Source organism: Hymenobacter sp. UYAg731 (assembly GCF_054061335.1).
On the sequence record NZ_JBSSEC010000002.1, the window covers coordinates 284,084 to 302,730 of the forward strand.

Consider the following 18,647-nt stretch of genomic DNA (forward strand, 5'->3'; position numbering starts at 1 on the left):
AATAGCTGAAGAGCCTTTTTTCAGGGACTGAATTCTTAGCCCCAATTATTTACTCGTCGGCTTCGCCGTCGCGGCCGGCATTTCGTTGCGGCGCGCCGTGGTCGGCAGCATTATCGTTGCTGGTCCGGTTTTCCTGGCGGGCGGCCGCGCCGTAGTTCTGGGCGGTGTCTTCGGCGTGCTGCTCGCCTTTGGCGGGCGAGCCCGTGGTGCTGCCAGCTTTGCTGTCGTCGTAGGAGTCATTATAAGAGCCGCCGCGCGAGCCGATGCCCTGGGAAGCATCGCCTTTGTTGGCTTCGGGCTGCGTGTAGCCGTTGCGCTCGTCGCCGGTGTTGTTGTCGGGCACGCTGTTGGCTTGATCGCGGCCCCGGTCGCCGTAGCCCTGGCCGCGCTGGTCGGCCATTTCGGGCTGGTTGGTAGAGTAAGAGCCGGCGTCCTGCGGGCCTTTATGCTCACCGCTCTCGATGGGCATGTAGTCCTCGGTCTGGTTGCGGTGCTCGCCTTCGGGGGCATGGCGCGGGCTCTCGCTGCGGGCAGCAGCGGAGAGCGACGTGTGGCCATAGTCGGCTGCATAGCCAGTATCGGGGCCTTCGGGCGAGCCGTTATCGTTTGTGCGGGGGTTGCTGCTGATGGCGGCCGGCCCGGCAGCCGTGCCGGGCTCGAAGCCGTATTCGGTGCGGCTATCGGGGCGCTCATCGCGGCCGTCGTAGCTGCGGTAGGCGTTGTCCTGCTCACCGGTGCGGCCGGGGCCGCCGTAGTAGTTGTCTTCGGCGCTGTTGTTGGGTTCGTAGTCGGCTAGGCGGTTCTGGTTGCCGAAGCCGCCGTGAGTGGTGCCGCCCGCGTCCTGCGCGCCAAACTCGCCCCGGTTGGGGTCGCTGTCCTGGTTTTCGCGGCGGTCCTGGTCGTGGTAGCTGCCCTGGGTGCTGTTGCCGAAGTTGCCGCCGTAGGAGCCTTCCGGCACCAGGTCGGCGGGGTCGGCTTCTTTGTTTTCCTGGGGCTGGGTGTCAGCGTCCACGGCTCCTTCCGCCATGCTGGTTTCGGCATCGGCCAGCGCTTGGCTCGATACCGGGGCCGCCGCGTGGCTGGTGGGCGGTGTGGGCGGGCCGCCGGGCTGGCCCACGCCTTCGCCGGGCCGGGTGTGCTGGGTGGCAGTGTTGCCCACCGGCCCGTCGATGCGGTTACCGGCGATGTCGTTGGGCTCGGTATTCAGGTTTTCTTCGGCGTTGGTCATGGCGGTGGGCTGATAAATGGAGAGGTGGAGAACGGTTAGCCAGAGGCTGCATACCTATACGCACCGCCGAACCCGTTGTTTTCGGCGCGGGCGGCGGCACGGTTTTCGGCGGGGCCATTTTACCTTTGCCTGCCAGCGGCCTGCCGCGCTCCGGCTTCCGGCCCAGCACCGGACGGATGCAACGCCTCAAAACCCGATTCATTTTACCCTTACCCCACGCTTATGCTCACCGGCACCGTTAAGTTTTACGACGACACCAAAGGCTTCGGCTTCATCATCGCCGACGATAATGAGGAAGAAATCTTCGTGCATCAAACCGGCCTCATCCACGAAATTCAGGAAGGCGACCGGGTGCAGTTCAACATCAAAGCCGGTAAGAAAGGCCCCAACGCTGTGGACGTAACCCGCGTGCAATAATTTCCGGCGTTTGATACCGGGCAGTCAGCAGCATGACTACCCCAGATTATTCAACACCGTTGTTTCAACAAAAGGCCGGCCCCACACTGTGTGAGGCCGGCCTTTTTAAGGTTGGTCAGTTTCAATCTGATGCCCTGATACCCGCTACTTTTTCGCCACATGCCTAGCCACCCGCACGCCCACGGCCATCAGGCCGGGCAGCTGGTCCTGGCGCATGTACTGCTCCAGGGTTAGGGTGTAGCTGCCGGGTTTGGCGAAGTGCTGGTTGGGCAGCGCTAGGGCCTGCAGGTCGTAGATATCGCCGGTGCCGCTGCCTTTCGGCTCGCCGGTTTTGGGGTCCATCAGCAAGATTTGGTGGAGCAGCGGCGGGCCGGCCGGGCCAGCGGGCCCCGTGAGCGTGTGTTTCATATACAGGTTGTAAAACCCGTAGGCTGACGCATAGCGCACATTGAAAAACACGTCATAGCGCGCCGTCGTGTCCTCAATGGCGAAGGTGAAGGCCGGCTTTTGCTGCACGTCCCACGAGTAGTTGGGGAAGTCCGTATTCTGCTCAAAAACCCGGTTAGGGTCGCAGGCCGTGAGCAGGCCTAGGAGCCCGCCCATTACTACCAACTTCCATGCAAAACACTGATTCATATCACTAACTGGCATTCAATAACAAAACAGCGCTGATTAAGAATCGGCCGGAGCCGGGGCTGCGCCGCCTTCACCGGCCGGGCCACGGCCACTGCGGCGGTTGCGGCCGCCCCGGCCGCCCCGGCCTTCGCCCCCTTCGGTGCGGCGCTCACCGCCCTCGCGGCGTGGACGCGGCTCGCTCCCGCTCTCAGCGGCAGGGCGGGGCGTAGCGCCGGCGGTAGAGTCGGTGCGGCGGGGGCTGTCGGGGCGGCGGTTGCGGGTGCCTTCGGGGCGCGGCTCGCCGGCTTCGCCCTCTGGGCGAGGCGCGTCGGTGCGGTTGCGGCCGCCGCGGCGGTTGCTAGGGCGAGCAGCCGCGCCACGGCGGCCGCGTTGCTCAGATGTATCGCCCAGGGCGGGCACCGGGTTATCAGTATCGCCGGGGCCGGGGCTGGTCATTTGTTCGGGCGGGCGGGGGCCGCCAGGGGCAGCACCGGCGGGGCGGCGGCCGTCGCGGGCGGGGCGGCCGTCGCGGGGCTCGCGCGGCGGGCGGGCTTCGCGGCCTTCACGCGGCTCGGTGCCGGGCTCCTGGGCGGCGGCGCGGGGCGCACGGGGCTCGCGCGGCTCACGGCCTTCGCGGGGGGCGCGAGCTTCGGCGGTTTCGCCGTCCTTTTCGCCTTTGCCTTTCTTGCGTTTACTGCGCTTGGCGCTCGATTTGATTTTGTCGTCGAGGCGGTCGAGCGAGCCTTCCACGATGGCCGAAACTTCGGGCTCAGGGGCTTCTTCGCGGGGCGGTAGCAGGCTTTCGATGACCTCGCCGCGCTTGTTCATTTCCAGCAGCTCTTTTACGCGGGCCGTGTCCAGCATCACCCAGTTGTTGTCGCCCTTGAAGGCAAACCACATGCGGCGACGGAAGATGTCGGTTTTCTGCAAAAACGCCTCACCCTTGTTGGTTTTGAGGGGGCGCTGCACCTGCGGAATGTCCTTGAGGGCATCCAGGTACGCGTCCAGCTCATAGTTGAGGCAACACTTGAGGCGGCCGCACTGGCCGGCCAGCTTCTGCGGGTTTAGGCTAAGGTTCTGGTAGCGGGCGGCGGTGGTGCTCACGGTTTTAAAGTCGGTGAGCCAAGTCGAGCAGCACAGCTCGCGCCCGCAGATGCCGAGGCCGCCGATGCGCCCGGCTTCCTGCCGCAGCGAAATCTGGCGCATCTCGACGCGCACCCGGAACTCGTCGGCCAGCCGGCGGATGAGCTCGCGGAAATCGACCCGGTCTTCGGCCGAGTAATAGAACAGGGCGCGGGTGCGGTCGGCCTGGTATTCCACGTCGCTCAGCTTCATGCGCAGGCGCAATTCGCTCACCATGGCGCGGGCCCGGAACATGGTGCCGGTTTCGAGGTCGCGTACGGCCTGCCACCGCTCCTCATCATCGGGAGTGGCAATGCGCAGGATGTTGCGGATTTCCTTGGAGTCGGTGGGCACCTTCTTCTTGCGCATTTGCAGGCGCACCAGTTCGCCCTTGAGCGAGACGTGGCCGAGGTGCCAGCCGGAGCCGGCGGCATCCACCACCACGGCGTCACCGGTCACGAGGGGCAGGCGCAAGTCGTTGCGCATGAACTCCTTGCGGCCGCCCTTGAAACGGACTTCCACCAGGTCGAATCCGGCAAAGGAGTCGGGGATTTCCACGTCCTGGAGCCAGTCGAAGACGTTCATGCGGGTGCAGCCCCCGGAGCTACAGCCCCCCTTCGAGCCGCAGCCCCCTACTTTGGTGGTGCCGCAGCCCCCACCGGTTGAACATGATGCACAAGCCACGAGTCAGACAATTATATAGTTGGGCGAAAAGCGGGTTTTCGCGAAAATTCGGTTCCTAGCAAAGATACACAAATAGCACAGGGCGCTTCCGACGGGGTAATAATAGACTTAGGGCTACTTCCATCCCCCACCCTTTGGCCCCAATATCGGTGCCCATACCTCTAACGGCTTGTGTAATTATTACAATAGTTTATTACACTGGCACTTATAAAATTTTGTCATTTTTCACAATCTAAAACACCAAAAACCTATTTATTCGCCTTGAAAAGGTGTTTTGATTAAATTATTTTCAAAGCATTACGTATTGACTGATGGGATTCGCAATTTCATCCCCATATATTCGTCCATTCTTCACCAAACCATCACAACAAAAAGCTCTATGAAAAATTTCAAACTTTTCATCCTCCTTGCGCTGTCCGGCGCAACTCTATCGCTTGCATCGTGCAGCAAAAAAGAAGAAGTAGCCGCAGCTCCTACGGCCGCTTCGCAGGATACCATGGCTCAAATCAAAGCCTTGGGATTCAGCACGCAGGATGTTAAAAAAGTTGACGGTGGCTACGTGGTAGAAGGCGACATGCTGCTGACGCCGGAGCTGCTGGCCAGCGCCCCCGGCTATTCCACCCTCCGCGTGGGCGACGAAGAGCAGTACCGCACCACCAACCTGGTGGGCAGCCTGCCGCGCGTACTCACGGTGAGCATCAGCAGCTCGTTCAATTCGGCCTACGTGACGGCCATCGATGAGGCCATCCGGCGCTACAACGCGGCTGGCCTGCGGGTGACGTTCCGCCGCATCAGCACGACCGGGGCCGACCTGCCCGTTAAGTATTCGTCGAACCTGGGCACAGGCGTGCTGGGCCAGTCGGGCGGCTTCCCCAGCGGCGGCAACCCCGCCCCGGGCTTCACGCTGGTTCCCAACGTAATCAATAGCTCAAACACCAACTATATCGCCACCATCATGGCCCACGAGATGGGGCATTGCATCGGTATGCGCCACACCGACTACTACAACCGCGCCATTAGCTGCGGCGGCAGCGCCTCCAACGAAGGTGCCAGCAGCGTAGGTGCTATTCTTATCCCCGGCACGCCTTCGACGGCCGAGTCAAACTCCTGGATGCTAGCCTGCGTGGGCAACGGCGTGAACCGTCCGTTCACCGCCAACGACCTGACGGCGCTGAACTACATCTACTAGTCTAACCCGACAGCATCGGCTAAAAAACCAAGGGGCCTCGGTTTAAGCTGAGGCCCCTTGGTTTTTTAGCCGATGCTGTCGGTATCAGGGCTTAAATTTTTTTCTTCAGAATACAATAGCTGTTGAGTTTTCACCATTTCCACTTTACATTTCAACCTGATTGTATGAAAATCAAAAACTTATTTACCGCAACTGTTTTCTGTGCCGCTTCGGCACTGGCGCTATCCTCGTGCAGCAAAAAAGAGGAGGCCGCTGCTGCCCCAACGGTCGCTTCACAAGAAGCGTTAAGTCAAATCAAAGCCCTGGGTTTTAGCACGGAAGATGCCCGTCCGGTAGCTGGCGGCTACGTGGTAGAAGGCGACATGTTGCTGACGACTGCAATGCTGGCCAGCGCCCCCGGCTACTCCACGCTGCGCGTGGGCGCGGACGAGCAATACCGCACCACCAATCTGGTGGGTGGCCTACCGCGTACGCTGACGGTGAGCCTGTCGACTCAGTTTCCAGCCGCGTACGGGGCGGCTGTTGATGAAGCCATTTTGCGATACAATGCGGCCAATCTGCAATTGCACTTCACCCGCATCACCTCGGGCACCGCTGACCTGCCCGTTAAGTATTCGGCTGACCTGGGCCCGGGCGTGCTGGGCCAGTCGGGTGGCTTCCCCAGCGGCGGCAATCCTGCGCCGGGCTTCACGCTGGTTCCCAGTGTGATTAACAGCACCAACACCAACTACATCGCCACCATCATGGCCCACGAAATGGGGCACTGCATCGGCATGCGCCACACTGACTACTATAACCGTCAATACAGCTGCGGCGGTCGCAAATCCAACGAAGGTGCCAGCACGGTGGGAGCCATCCTCATCCCCGGCACACCGTCGCTTGCTGAACCCAATTCCTGGATGCTGGCCTGCGTAGGCAACAACGTTAACCGTCCATTCACCGCCAACGACCTGACGGCGCTGAATTACATCTACTAGCCTCGGTTGGTATTCCAAAAAAATAGCCCCGGTTCATGTGAGCCGGGGCTATTTTTTTGGAATCAGCCCGGCACTTTATTAGCAATAGGCATGGCACCAGGGCGGACCAACTGGCTGGAAATGTTTACTGTATCACCACCCGGATTACCTGGGCAGCCTGCTCTTTCGTTTGAACCCGCAGCAGGTATACGCCGGGCCGTAGGCCACTGGTATCTAGCTCGTTGATTACACCATCTACCGTGGTTTCCCGCTGGAAGCGGCCCAGCATATCGTAGAGTTGCGCGGTGACCGCGCCGGCCGTATTGGCCACCAGCTGCAGGGGCTGGCCGGCGGTTACCGGGTTGGGGTAAGCCTGTGTGAAGCCAGCCCGTAGCAGAAAGGCTTCCTCGGAGCCGCTATAGAACTGCTGGCCGGCCACGTTGTCGAGCCGCACGCGGTAGAGGTAGCGCCCGGCGGCTGCGGGTTGGTCATTGAAAGTAAACGTGGTGCTGGAAACCGGACTGATGGTTTGCACGGCCTCAAAGCTGCCGTCGGGCCGCTGGCGCTCCAGCATGGCCGATTTCAGGCGGGACACTGTGCCGAGGATTACATCGAAGCGGATGTTTTCATCGACCAGCTGCCGGGGTAGGAAGGAGCGGAAGTAGCATGCCGTGCCCTGCGTGGTGTAGTTGATGGTGGTGCCCGGCTGGCCCACGCGCCCGCCCACCACGGGGGCTACGGCGTAGTACAGCACCGATACCTGAGCGCGGCCGAGCACCAGCGTGGTATCGGCCGTTTGCGCTAATGGCTCCAGATAAGTAGCGCCCAGCTGATATACCTGATAGCGGGCCACGCCCGGAATGCGCGGCCATTGCAGCAGCGCCTCCTCGGGGCAGGCGTAGCCGACTTGTAGTGAGGGAGCCCGCACGATGGCAAATGTGTCGGACACGAACTCGCTGCTACCGCTCACCAGCCGCAGTTGGGCCAAGGTGACGGTATCGGGCACGGCCCAGGTGGTGCGGCGGTCAGCCAGCGGCACGGATGCATTCAGCACGCGCCAGCCGGGGCGGCCCACGGGGCGGTAGTCGAGGCGGGCGGTGGCGGTGGCGGGTCCACTCCACTGCCAGCGTAGGTTGGCGGTGGTGCCGGGGCGCAGGTTATCGGTTCGCACGGGGTAGGTCCAGGCGAGGCCGGGCGGGGTGATTTCGTAGGCGAGGCTGAACGTTTGCGGGCCTTGCGGCACGGCAAAGCCGCGCACATGCAGTTCGTAGGTGCCGGCAGCGGGCATGGTGAGGGTAATTTGCTCGGCGTTGTTGAGGTGGTCGGGGCGGCGGCGGGCAGGGCGGGCCAGCGAGTCGGCATTCGGGTAGGCGCTCAGGGCCCAGGGCAGCCAGCGCTGGCCGGTGCTCACGGCCACCAATTCCAGGTCGAGGTCGTTGACGAGGGCCGTGGCGGCGTTAGCGTTGGCAGCAGGGTCGCTCCAGACCAGCGTGGTTTTCAGCTGCTGCTGGCCGGCGGGCACGGTGATGCGGAATACCTGGTCGTTGCCTTGGCTGGCGCTGGCGCTGAAAAAATGGCCGGCGCGCATGGTGCCCACGGCCCCGAGCGCATCGGCCTGGCCAAAGCCACTGAGGTAGTCGACTTCGGCCGTGCCCAGGTCGATGGCGCTGTTTAGAAGCACGGCTTTCACCAAAGCAGCGGGCGGCAGGGTGCCGGCGTGCTGGTCGCGGTACTGCTGCTGAAGCAGGATGCTGATGCCCGACACCAGCGCCGCCGCTTCGGAAGAGCCGCCTTCGCCATAGGCTACCAATTCGGGTTTGAGCCGGCCATCGTAGGCCGGGCCGCGCGAGCTGAGGGCGGCCACTTGCCCGCTGGGGTCGGTAGCGCCCACGGTCAGGGTATTCTTCGACATCTTGAACTGCCCGCTGATATTGGCAAAGCGGGCAATGTCCTTGTAAACACCACTGGGGCTAGCCGATGAGCCCACGTTGCCCGACGAGAAGACGTGCAGTAACTGCGGCAGCTGCTGGGTCTGCTGGTCGTAAGCCTGCGACTCAAGGCCGTAGTAGTTTTCGATGCCCACGCCGTAGGAGTGGTTCTGCACCGATACACCGGCCTGGGTGAGCTGGGTGGCATCGTCGGGCAGCAGGCGGGCGAAATCGGAAGTGGCCAGCCGCACGGCGCGGGCCGCGCCCTGGCCCAACGGGTCGGAGTTGCCGGCCCCGCCCAGCAGCGTGGCCATGGCCGTGGCGTGGTCGGAAGACGGCTTGGCAAACGCGGCCGGGCTCACCACGCGGCCTTTTAAGTCAATATCGTCGGGGTCGAAGGCCTGCTCCTTCACCGAGGCGGTGAGCCCTTGGCCGGTGAGGTCGGGGAAGCGGACGTGTACCGCCGAAATGACGTTGACCGACAAATCGGAATTGCCGAGGCGGCGCTCCTCGTGGGCGCGGCGGTCCGCCACATCCACAAACTCCACGCCCGGTGCGGCGGCTAGCTGGGCCGGCGTGAGGCCGGCGATGGTGAGCGTGCGGGTATCATTGCCCGCCGGTGCTACCTGCGCGGCGGGCTGGTGCTGCCGCGCCCACTGCCGGAAGGCCGGGCCATCGGCCACACGGACGCGGAGCGGGCGGGGCGTCCGTTGCACAGCCACCGCCTGCAAGCCTGGGGCCAGCCGGCCTGGTTGCGCCGGGCGTGGCGAGGGCTGGGCCAGTAGTAGCTGCGGCATCAGGAGCAACACTCCCAGCGAGCTGACTCCGCCCCGGTATCCGGCAAAAAATCTGCTTGCTTTTACGATGGCTGACCTCATGCGCGTGATGAATTTGGGGGAGTTCCGGCACCTGCCACTGCTGCTGCTCAAAGGTAAAGCCGGGCTTCGGCAGTGAGAGCGGCCGGTGCTTTTGCCGAAAAGCTATTTCACCATAATTCTGCGAATGGTATTGTTTCCACTGTCCGTTACGTAGAGCGTGCCGCTGGCATCCACGGCTATGCCACCGGGCCCACTGAAGCGGGCAGCGGCCCCGGTACCATTGTTGGGGCCGAAGCGCAGCGCACTGCCGGCCAGCGTGGTCACCTCCCCGGAGGGGGCAATTTTGCGAATGAGTGCGTTAAGGTGGTCGACCACACACACGTTACCGCGGGCATCGACGGCCACGCCGGTGGGGGCCCGGAACCGGGCCGTGGTCCCGGGACCGTCGGCGTGGCCGCTATGGTGGGCATCGCCTGCAAGCGTCGTTACCACCCCGGCGGGCGTGATTTTCCGAACCGTCCCGTTGCCGTTATCCGCGACGTATAAAACCCCTTGCGCATCAACGGCCACGGCGGCCGGATGGAAGAAGCGGGCCGTGGCTCCAGGCCCGTCGGCGCTGCCTTTGTGGCCGGGCTGGCCCGCCAGGGTGGTGACGTGGCCGGCTGGGGTGATTTTTCGAATAGTGTGGTTGAAGGTATCGGCCACGTAGAGTACGCCGTCGGCATTCACGGCTACGCCGTGGGGCAGGTTGAACCGGGCGGCCGGGCCAGGGCCATCGGCGGTGCCTTTGCGGCCCGCCGTGCCGGCTGCGGTGCTAACGGTGCCATCGGGCATGATTTTGCGGATGGTGTGGTTCTCGCCATCGGCCACGTACAGGGTACCATCGGCCGCTACGGCTACCCCCACCGGGTGGTAGAAGCGGGCAGCCGAACCAAGGCCGTCGGCATTGCCTTTGGTGGCACGGGCTCCAGCCAGCGTCGTTGCTTCGCCCAACGGCGAGAGGCAACGGATGGTCATGTTTTCCTCATCGACAATGTATAGCGTGCCATTGGCGGCCACGACCACGCCCATGGGGTAGGCAAACCGGGCGGCCGGGCCGAGGCCATCAGTGGCACCTTTGCTCCCCGCAGTGCCAGCCAGTGTCGATACGGTAGCAGTTGAGAAATAAGAAGCCGTATCGGCGGGCACAAACACGATGCGCTGGGCCTGCACCTGCGCCAAAGGCAACAGCAACCAGGCCGCTAAGCAAACGAAGGAGCGGTAAGGCATAAGCGAACAATGAGGGGAGTGACGCCTCAAAGGTATTAGCCCAGCCCCCACGAAAAACGCCCCGACCAAGCCGGCCGGGGCGTTTCATTCAATAGCCAAAAGCCGCTAGGGCTTCGGCGGCTTCTTGTCGTCGCCGCCGGGGGCCACGGCCTCAATCACGTCGAAGCCGTAGTCGCCGAGGGCGGCGGGGTTGGCGGCGTGCTTGGCCAGCAGGATGTCGCGCGAACGGCGGTCGAGGTCGGTGAACGCGGCTAGGTGCGGGTCGCGCTGGCCGTAGAGATTCTTCAGCTCCTTCTCCAAGGCTTCGATGCGGGTCTGGGCAGCCACGGCAGCTACTACGTCGGGGCCAAGCTCATCCCAGGTGGGCGAATCGAGGATGACGAGTGGCGACTTAACCCCCAGCTTCTGGTGCTGGGCGTAGACGAGGCCGGTAAGCTTCATCAGCTCGCCGGGGTTTTCGGGGATAATAACGCGTGGCTTGCGGGCCATGGTAGACGGGCGCTCAAGGGAATGTGAAACTCAAGCCGCTAAATGTAACTGCTTTTTCCATACGGCTTTCCCGAGCCCCGGCAACTCTGCTCGCGAAGCCAGGTTTCTCAATCTGGGCTCAGGTTTGGCAAACTTGAACACCGGAATGCTAAACCTGAGCCCAGGTTTGCCAAACCCGAACTCGGGAATGCTAAACCTGAACCCAGGTTTGCCAAACCTGAACACCGGAACGTCAAACCGGAACCCAGGTTTGGCAAACCTGAACACCAGAATGCCAAACCCGGACCCAGGCTTGCCAAACCTGAGCTCAGGAATGGCAAACTTGAGCCCGGGTTTGGCAAACCGGACTACAGGAAAGAATCCCGGGGCTTACTCGCCGGGCTTCAGCACCACTTTGGTGCAGTTGTCCTTCTTGTTGCGGAAGATGTCGTAGGCGTGCGGGGCCTGCGAGAGGGGCAGGCGGTGCGAAATAATATCGTCGAGGCGCACGTCGCCGGCGGAAACGTGGGCCAGCAGCTTGTCGATGTGCTTGTGGGCGGGGGCCTGGCCGCCTTTCAGCGTAATGCCCTTGTCGAAGAACTGGTGGATGGGGAAGTTGTCGAACGGCGAGGAATACACGCCCAGCACCGACACGAACCCGCCCCGGCGCACGGCGCTCAGGCAGGCCAGCAGCACCTTATCGGAGCCTTTTTCGAGGTTGGCCACGGCCTTGGCGCGGTCCAGCAGGTTGCGGTCGGGCTCGAAGCCCACGGCTTCCACCACCACATCGGCCCCATAGCCCTTGCTCATGGCCCGGATTTCGTCCACCACCTGCTGGTGGCTTTCCCACAAAATGCCTTCAGCGCGGGCCGATTTTTTGGCCAAATCGAGGCGGTACTGCTGGGTATCGACGATGATGACGCGGCTGGCCCCGCGCAGCCAGGCACTCTTGGCGGCCATGATGCCCACCGGCCCGGCCCCAAAAATGGCCACGATTTCGCCGCCCCGCACATTGGCCCAGTCAATGCCGGTGTAGCCGGTCGGGAAGATGTCGGTGAGGAACAGCACCTGCTCGTCGGTGAGGTTGTCCGGCACCTTGCGGGGGCCGTGGTCGGCGTAGGGCACGCGCACGAATTCGGCCTGGCCGCCGTCGTAGCCGCCATACAGGTCGGTGTAGCCGAAGAGGGCCCCGCCTTTTTCGGTCATCAGGCCGCCCTCGGGGCCGTAGTGGTCGGGGTTGGAGTTTTCGCAGTGGCCGGGCAGGTCGTGGTTGCAAAACAGGCAATGGCCGCAGGCCACCGGGAAGGGCACCACCACGCGGTCGCCGCGCTTGAGGTTCTTCACGCCCTTGCCCACTTCCTCCACAATGCCCATGAACTCGTGGCCGAGCGTCATGGGCTTGGGCTGCGGAATGCTGCCGTTATAAATGTGCAGGTCGGAGCCGCAGATGGCCGTGCTGGTCACGCGCAGAATAATATCGCGGGATTCCTTGATTTCGGGGTCGTCCACGTTATCAACGCGGACATCTTTGGCACCGTGGATGCGGAGAGCTTTCATAAAGCGGGAGTTAGGGATGAAACAGCAGAACCTGCTATCCTAACGACCGGCTTTTTGGACGGGTTACTACGGCTCAGCTCCACCGACGGCCAGCCTCCACGGTAGTCCCTTGGCTCACATCTGATAGACAGCCACTCCCGCCGCCGTGAAAATATAGGCGTAGGTTTCGCCCACCAGTACCTGCCGCACCGCGCCGGGGTCGAGGCCGGCGGGCAGGGCCACGCGCCGCTCACTCAGGTTGTAGAGGTGGAAGAAGTGAATGGCCCCGGCTTCCAGAAAGTACAGCTCATCGCCCCGAAAGCCCACCGTGCTCAGCCCCGGAAAGGGCAGCTTCTTCTTATAATTCCCGAGGTTGTCGAATACGTACACGCCGGTGCTGCGGTCCACGAGGTAGGTGTTGTTCTGGTATTGCCGAATGAACCGGAAATCGGGCCGCGAGCGGCCGATAATCAGGTCCAGCGGCGTGCTCTGCACCAGGCGCAGGGTGTTGGGGTCGAACTCGCGCAGCACCAGGTTGCTCTCATCGAGCAGCCAGATAAAATTATCGGGGGCCAGGGTGGCCACGCGCACCGTGCCATCCAAGTAGTCGGCCAGCCGCATTTCGCTGATGAGCGAGAGGAACCTATCGAGCAGCACGAGCTGCTGCCGGTCGTCGTTGAAAACGAGCGTGCTGGTCACGTTCCAGGCTTCTACCTGGGCTACGTGGCCGGGCTGAGCGGGCGCGTAGGTGTTCAGGGGCAGGCCCTCGGGGCCGTACTGGCGCAGGTTGTTATCGGCATCGGCCACGTAAAGCGCGCCGCGCCGGTCGAGCGACGCCGCGCCCGGGTTTGGCAGCTTGATGAGGCGCAGCAGCTTCCAGGCGGCCACGGTGGGCGCGGCGCTGGCATCGGCGAGCGGCTGCGGGGCCGGCTGCACGGGGGCCACGGTTTGTTTGGAAGCCGGCGCGGCTGAAGCGGCGGACGGGACGGTGGTTTGGGCGTGGGCGGCAATGCCCAACAGTAGAAACACTGCGAGACAATGCGCTTTCAAACACTGCGAGACACTGCGTGAAATGGCTTCCACGCTACTGCTCAAAATGCCGCAAGGCCAGCTCGTTGCCATCATACACACCGTAGCTGCAATAATTGACCCACTCCCCCAGGTTCACGTAGCGGCTGCCGGGGGCCACTTCCACATCCAGCGGCAGGTGGCGGTGGCCGAAGATATAGTAGTCGTGGTGCTGCCGCGTTTCCAGCTCGCGGCAGTATTGCAGCAGCCATTCCTCATCGCCAAAATATACGGTGTCGTCCTTGCCCACCTGCATGCGGCTGCGGCGGCTCCACTTATTGGCCATGCCGATGCCGAAGTTGGGGTGCAGCCGCGCAAACAGCCACTGCGCCATCGGCGAGGTGAACACCTGCTTCAGGGCCTTGTAGCTGTAGTCCTTCGGCCCCAGCCCGTCGCCGTGGCCGATGTGAAACAGCTTGTCGCCAATGCGCTGGCTCACCTCCTGCCGCAATACCGGGATGCCCATTTCCTGGGTGAAATAGCCGAACATCCACATATCATGGTTGCCGGTGAAGATGGTGATGGGCAGGCCGCCATCCGTCAGTTCCGCCAGTTTGCCCTGCAAGCGGCTGAACCCGCGCGGAATGGCGTGCTTGTACTCAAACCAGAAATCGAACAAGTCGCCCAGCAGGTAAATGGCCGCCGCGTCCTTAGCCGCTTCATCCAGCCAGCGCACAATGCGCTTTTCCCGCGCCAGCGAAGTGGCCGCATCCGGCGCACCGAGGTGGAAATCGGAAGCGAAATAAACCCGCTTGCCATGCGGCAGGGCAAGGTCAGAAAGTAGATGGGGGGACTTCATTCAGTTTAATGAGGAATGAAGAATTCGGAATGAGGGATTGATGCCGAAGAAACTGCCGGAGCAACTCTTCATTCCTCATTCTTCCTTCTTAATTGAGCGCAGCGTCGTCGTCTTCCAGCAAAAACAACGCAATGCGGCGCGGGCCGTGCGCCCCAAGCACGAGGGTTTTTTCAATGTCGGCGGTGCGGCTGGGGCCGCTGGTGAGCGATACCATCGAGGGCATGGCATCGCCGTAGCGCCTTTGTACCACGCGCAGGGCCTCCCCTATCTCATTCACCACCTGGCTGGGGCGGGCCAGCACGAGGTGCTGGTCGGGGTAGATGCTCAGCCGCCGCCCGCTGGCCGTGGCGGCCGATACCAGTACGCTGCCCGTGCGGGCCACCAGTGCCTCGCAGGAGGTCAGGCTAAGGTCGGCGTGGGCAATAAACTCCGTTTCATCGGCCTGAAAAGCAATGCCGGCCTGATACAGCAGCGCCTGCATTTCGGGCTCCCACACGTAGGGCGCGCCTACCTGCTGCCGCTGCCGGAAGCCCGCCACCTGCGCCGCCAGGTGCGGCAGCGACTCGCAGTAGTAAAACTCGCCGCCCACGCGCTGGAAGCTCTCGGCAAACGCCACCACGGCATCGACGCTGCCCAGGGGCGGGTGGACGGGGGCCACAAAATCGGGCCGGGGCGGCAATGAGGCGGGACCGGCCGCCAGCCCCTGACGGATGCGGGCTAAAACGGCATCGCGGGAGGAATCAGCCATGACGAGAGAGTTGCGGGTTGAAGCTGCCAAAGGTAACCGCTGCCCGATAACCGCACCCGCATTACCAAAAAAGCCCGCTTCCAGATTGGAAGCGGGCTTTCTCTTGCAGCTAATCTGGACCGGACTACACGCCGGCCACCGCGTTGTTGTTAGGAGTAGAAGCTTCGTTGTTGCGGTTGTCGTCCACGCCGGGCAGGTGCAGTTCGGGTAGGTCGCTGCCAATTTTGCCACCGGCGGCCTGTTCGCCTTTCACCTCCGAAGCGGTTTCGCTGCGGTCGGTGCCGGCCATGTGGGCCTGGTAGTTGGTTTGGTTGTCGAAAGGACGCTTGCCCACGAGACGGGTCAGGTCCTCCTGTTGCAGCACTTCTTTTTCCAGCAATTCCTTGGCCACCACTTCCAGCTCGTGGCGGCGCTCCGTCAGCAACTCCTTGGTGCGGGTATAGGCATTTTCGATGATGGTCCGCACTTCCTCGTCAATCACCTGCGAGGTAGCCTCCGAGTAAGGCTTCGAGAAGCCGTACTCGTTCTGGCCCTTCGAGTCGTAGAACGACACGTTGCCGAGCTTGGCATTCATCCCATACATCGTCACCATCGAGTAGGCCATCTTGGTGATGCGCTCCAGGTCACTCAGCGCGCCGGTCGATATTTTGCCAAACACCAATTCCTCAGCGGCGCGGCCACCCAGGGCCATGCACATTTCGTCGGTCAGCTGCTCGGTGTTGTAGAGGAACTGCTCCTTGGGCAGGTACTGCGCATAGCCGAGGGCGGCCACGCCACGGGGCACAATGCTCACCTTTACCAGCGGGTCAACGTGCTCCAGAAACCAGCCCGCGATGGCATGGCCGGCTTCATGGTAAGCTACAATGCGCTTCTCGCCGGGCGAGATGATTTTGTTCTTCTTCTCCAAGCCCCCAATTACGCGGTCGATGGCGTCGGTAAAGTCCTGGTCGGTGATAAATTTCTTATCGCGGCGGGCGGCAATAAGTGCGGCCTCGTTGCAGACGTTGGCAATTTCGGCACCAGCAAAGCCCGGGGTTTGGGCCGAGAGGCGGCGGGCATCCACATCGGGGCCCAGCGTCAGCGGCTTGAGATGCACCTGGAAAATCTGGGTGCGGCCGTTGATATCGGGCTTGTCGATGCTGATTTGACGGTCGAAACGACCAGGGCGGAGCAGGGCCGAATCGAGGGTATCGGGCCGGTTGGTAGCGGCCAGGATTATAACACCGGAGTCGGTGCCGAAGCCGTCCATCTCCACCAGCAACGAGTTCAGAGTGTTTTCGCGCTCGTCGTTGCCGCCGGGCATCGAGCCCTTGCTGCGCGAGCGGCCCACGGCGTCAATCTCATCAATAAAGATGATGCAGGGCGCTTTCGCCTTAGCCTGCTTGAACAGGTCCCGGACCCGGGCCGCACCCACGCCCACGAACATCTCCACAAAGTCGGAGCCCGAAAGCGAGAAGAACGGCACGTCGGCCTCGCCGGCTACGGCTTTGGCCAGCAGGGTTTTGCCGGTACCGGGAGGGCCGACCAGCAGCGCGCCCTTTGGAATCTTACCGCCGAGGATGGTGAACTTGCTGGGGTTCTTGAGGAACTCCACAATCTCCTGTACTTCCTCCTTGGCTTCTTCAAGTCCGGCCACATCTTTGAAGGTGATTTTCACCTTGTCGCCACCCTCAAACAAGGCCGCTTTACTCTTGCCAATGCTGAAAATCTGGCCGCCGGGGCCGCCAGCACTGCCCATGCGGCGCATCAGGAACCAGAATCCGACAATCATCAGCACAATGAAGCCGTAGGTGCCGATATAATCGCCGGGGCTCGACCGCTCCTCAATGTTGAGGGGCAGGCGTTGGGCCGAGGGCACGTCTTTTTGCAGCGCGTCCAGGTTTTCCTGAAACAGCTTGGCATCCACCACCGGGAAGTAGAACTGCGAGCCGATGCCCTCGCCTCCGAAAGGCGAGCGGCGCGTGAGCTCCTGCTTGTATTTGGCGCGGGCCGCTTCTTTCAGCGTCACCTCTACCATTTTCTGGTTGCTGATGATGGTAACGGCCTGCACATCGCCGGCCGCCAGCATGCTCTCGAAGCGCTGCTGATTGATTTTGGCAGGCGAGTTGAGGTTGTTCACCCACATCACCCCGAACAAAAACACCAGCAGGCCCGCCAGCACCCACAGCTGCAAGCCCGGCCGCGGGCTGGGCACCGGGGCAATGGGCTTCTTTTTCTTATTGTTATTCAGATTTTTATCCGACATGAAAATAGCTACTTAAAACCGAGTATAGGTAGGAGCAAAACACCAAGCCGAAAACAAATGTTCGACAAAAAGGCAGACGCAGGGAGGACGGTTTTATTTTACTGAGTTAGGACTGCCAATCAAAAAAGAACGTCATGCTGAGCGGAGCGCGGCGGAGTCGAAGCATCTCTCGTGCCGCCGCTAATCAAGGTCGTGAAACGATTGAATTACTACCACACGCGAGATGCTTCGACTTCGCTGCGCTCCGCTCAGCATGACGTTCTTATTTTGCAAAGCGACACCGTGGCGACTTATGCCGGCTCCGATTCGATGTAGCTGATATCGGCGTCGCCCCACAGCTCCTCAAGGGCGTAGAACTTGCGGCGGTCGCGCAGAAAAACGTGTACCACCACATCAACATAGTCGAGCAACACCCACTCGCGGTTGGTGCGGCCTTCGGTTTGCCAGGGGCTTTCGCCGGTCACTTTTTCGATTTCTTCTTCCACCGAGCGGGCCACGGCCTCAAGCTGCGTATCGGAGTTGGCCGAGCAGATGATGAAATAATCGGCAACGGCATTTTTTAATTCCTTCAGATTCAGCACCACGATATCGGCTGCCTTCTTGTCCTGCATGCCGCGAACGACCAAATCTGCCAATGTGTCTGAATCCTGACGGACCAACGTGCTTTTCATATTGTCTTGTTAGGTGTGAGCTTTACAGCCGAAAGTCTACGAAGTTAACGATACGCGAAAGAAGGCCGTGGTTGTCACCCCAAAAACCCTGTTCACGGGCCAGCAATTAGTCTGGCTGCCGGCCTGTGCCTCGACGAATTCGGAGGCTCAAAGTCTGATTCTCCAAAACCGGGCCAGCGAAGGCTGCACCATCATAACGGACTTTCAGACCGCCGGCCGGGGCCAGCGCGGCAACCAGTGGGTGGCCGCCCCCGCCGAAAACCTGATGCTGTCGGTGGTGTGGCAGCCCACGTTTCTGGCCGCCATCGAGCAGTTCCGGCTCAGCCAGGCCGTGGCGCTGGGCGTACACGACTGGGCCGCTGCCCTGCTTGGGTCCGGCCCGCAGCTCAAAGTAAAATGGCCCAACGACCTGTATTACGGTAGCCAAAAGCTGGGCGGCATCCTAATTGAGAACAGCCTGAGCGGCCCAAAAATTCAATATAGCATCATTGGCATTGGATTGAATATCAATCAGCAAGCCTTTGAGCTGCCCACAGCCACGTCCTTTACCAAGCTAACGGGCCGCGCCTACGACCGCGAAACCCTGGCCGCCCGCCTGCTGGAATGCCTGGAGCGGCGCTACCTGCAGCTGCGGGCCGGGCAAGTGGCGACCCTGCGGCGCGACTATCTGCAGGCCCTCTACCGCTACCAGGAAATACACCCATTCATTGTCGACGGGCAGCCGGTGAGCGGCCAGATTGTTGGGGTGGAAGACGATGGCCGGCTGGCCGTGGCCATCGGCAATGAGCTGCGGCGGTTTGGCTTGCAGGAAATTCGGCACGGCTAGCAACCCTGACCGGGTATTTCGGCATCAGGCAGATGGATTAGGGGTTTTGGCGGAAAAAAA

General features: G+C 62.0%; 16 protein-coding genes. 4 read left to right on the forward strand and 12 right to left on the reverse strand.

Annotation, left to right across the window (positions count from 1 at the left end):
- Window positions 1-49 precede the first annotated feature (49 nt).
- On the reverse strand, window positions 50-1,228 hold the full coding sequence (locus tag ACVWYF_RS05715) for a hypothetical protein (protein WP_457065527.1): 1,179 nt from the start codon (window positions 1,226-1,228) through the stop codon (window positions 50-52).
- 222 nt (window positions 1,229-1,450) lie between these two features.
- Between ACVWYF_RS05715 and ACVWYF_RS05720 the strand changes: the two genes are divergently transcribed.
- Window positions 1,451-1,645 carry a cold-shock protein gene (locus tag ACVWYF_RS05720; protein ID WP_168671301.1) on the forward strand — a complete coding sequence of 65 codons (195 nt, stop codon included), beginning with the start codon at window positions 1,451-1,453 and terminating at the stop codon, window positions 1,643-1,645.
- A gap of 144 nt (window positions 1,646-1,789) precedes the next feature.
- Here the strand turns inward: ACVWYF_RS05720 and ACVWYF_RS05725 are convergent, their stop codons facing one another.
- Together ACVWYF_RS05725 and ricT are read right to left on the reverse strand one after the other, a co-directional pair.
- Window positions 1,790-2,248 (reverse strand): gliding motility lipoprotein GldH, encoded by a 459-nt coding sequence (locus ACVWYF_RS05725; protein WP_457065529.1) that lies wholly within the window; start codon window positions 2,246-2,248, stop codon window positions 1,790-1,792.
- Window positions 2,249-2,317: 69 nt separating this feature from the next.
- Complete coding sequence (gene ricT, locus ACVWYF_RS05730) at window positions 2,318-3,967, reverse strand: regulatory iron-sulfur-containing complex subunit RicT (RefSeq protein ID WP_457065531.1); 1,650 nt, start codon at window positions 3,965-3,967, stop codon at window positions 2,318-2,320.
- Between the two features lie 478 nt (window positions 3,968-4,445).
- Here ricT and ACVWYF_RS05735 point away from each other — a divergent pair, with 478 nt between their 5' ends.
- Both ACVWYF_RS05735 and ACVWYF_RS05740 read left to right on the forward strand, forming a co-directional pair.
- Window positions 4,446-5,255, forward strand: coding sequence for a M57 family metalloprotease (locus ACVWYF_RS05735; protein ID WP_457065533.1), 810 nt, complete (start codon window positions 4,446-4,448; stop codon window positions 5,253-5,255).
- 164 nt (window positions 5,256-5,419) lie between these two features.
- Complete coding sequence (locus ACVWYF_RS05740; RefSeq protein WP_457065535.1) at window positions 5,420-6,232, forward strand: M57 family metalloprotease; 813 nt, start codon at window positions 5,420-5,422, stop codon at window positions 6,230-6,232.
- 124 nt (window positions 6,233-6,356) lie between these two features.
- On the opposite strand, the gene ACVWYF_RS05745 is transcribed toward ACVWYF_RS05740, so the two are convergent.
- From ACVWYF_RS05745 to rsfS, 9 genes are all read right to left on the reverse strand, one after another.
- The gene (locus ACVWYF_RS05745; protein ID WP_457065537.1) at window positions 6,357-8,936 is read right to left on the reverse strand and encodes a S8 family peptidase; all 2,580 of its coding nucleotides are present in this window, start codon (window positions 8,934-8,936) and stop codon (window positions 6,357-6,359) included.
- A gap of 183 nt (window positions 8,937-9,119) precedes the next feature.
- Window positions 9,120-10,226, reverse strand: coding sequence for an NHL repeat-containing protein (locus ACVWYF_RS05750; RefSeq protein ID WP_457065539.1), 1,107 nt, complete (start codon window positions 10,224-10,226; stop codon window positions 9,120-9,122).
- 105 nt (window positions 10,227-10,331) lie between these two features.
- Window positions 10,332-10,715 (reverse strand): hypothetical protein, encoded by a 384-nt coding sequence (locus ACVWYF_RS05755; protein WP_457065541.1) that lies wholly within the window; start codon window positions 10,713-10,715, stop codon window positions 10,332-10,334.
- 369 nt (window positions 10,716-11,084) lie between these two features.
- Window positions 11,085-12,251, reverse strand: coding sequence for a zinc-dependent alcohol dehydrogenase (locus ACVWYF_RS05760; RefSeq protein ID WP_457065543.1), 1,167 nt, complete (start codon window positions 12,249-12,251; stop codon window positions 11,085-11,087).
- A gap of 114 nt (window positions 12,252-12,365) precedes the next feature.
- Window positions 12,366-13,259 carry a hypothetical protein gene (locus ACVWYF_RS05765; protein ID WP_457065546.1) on the reverse strand — a complete coding sequence of 298 codons (894 nt, stop codon included), beginning with the start codon at window positions 13,257-13,259 and terminating at the stop codon, window positions 12,366-12,368.
- Between the two features lie 55 nt (window positions 13,260-13,314).
- A complete protein-coding gene (locus tag ACVWYF_RS05770; protein ID WP_457065548.1) occupies window positions 13,315-14,097 on the reverse strand; it encodes a UDP-2,3-diacylglucosamine diphosphatase in 783 nt (260 codons plus the stop codon).
- 88 nt (window positions 14,098-14,185) lie between these two features.
- The gene (locus tag ACVWYF_RS05775; RefSeq protein WP_457065550.1) at window positions 14,186-14,845 is read right to left on the reverse strand and encodes a LutC/YkgG family protein; all 660 of its coding nucleotides are present in this window, start codon (window positions 14,843-14,845) and stop codon (window positions 14,186-14,188) included.
- A 124-nt stretch (window positions 14,846-14,969) separates the two neighbouring features.
- Window positions 14,970-17,090 carry an ATP-dependent zinc metalloprotease FtsH gene (gene ftsH, locus ACVWYF_RS05780; protein ID WP_457065552.1) on the reverse strand — a complete coding sequence of 707 codons (2,121 nt, stop codon included), beginning with the start codon at window positions 17,088-17,090 and terminating at the stop codon, window positions 14,970-14,972.
- 290 nt (window positions 17,091-17,380) lie between these two features.
- On the reverse strand, window positions 17,381-17,761 hold the full coding sequence (rsfS, locus tag ACVWYF_RS05785; protein WP_354585509.1) for a ribosome silencing factor: 381 nt from the start codon (window positions 17,759-17,761) through the stop codon (window positions 17,381-17,383).
- A gap of 67 nt (window positions 17,762-17,828) precedes the next feature.
- On the opposite strand from rsfS, the gene ACVWYF_RS05790 reads away from it, so the two are divergent.
- The gene (locus ACVWYF_RS05790; protein ID WP_457065554.1) at window positions 17,829-18,587 is read left to right on the forward strand and encodes a biotin--[acetyl-CoA-carboxylase] ligase; all 759 of its coding nucleotides are present in this window, start codon (window positions 17,829-17,831) and stop codon (window positions 18,585-18,587) included.
- Window positions 18,588-18,647 lie beyond the last annotated feature (60 nt).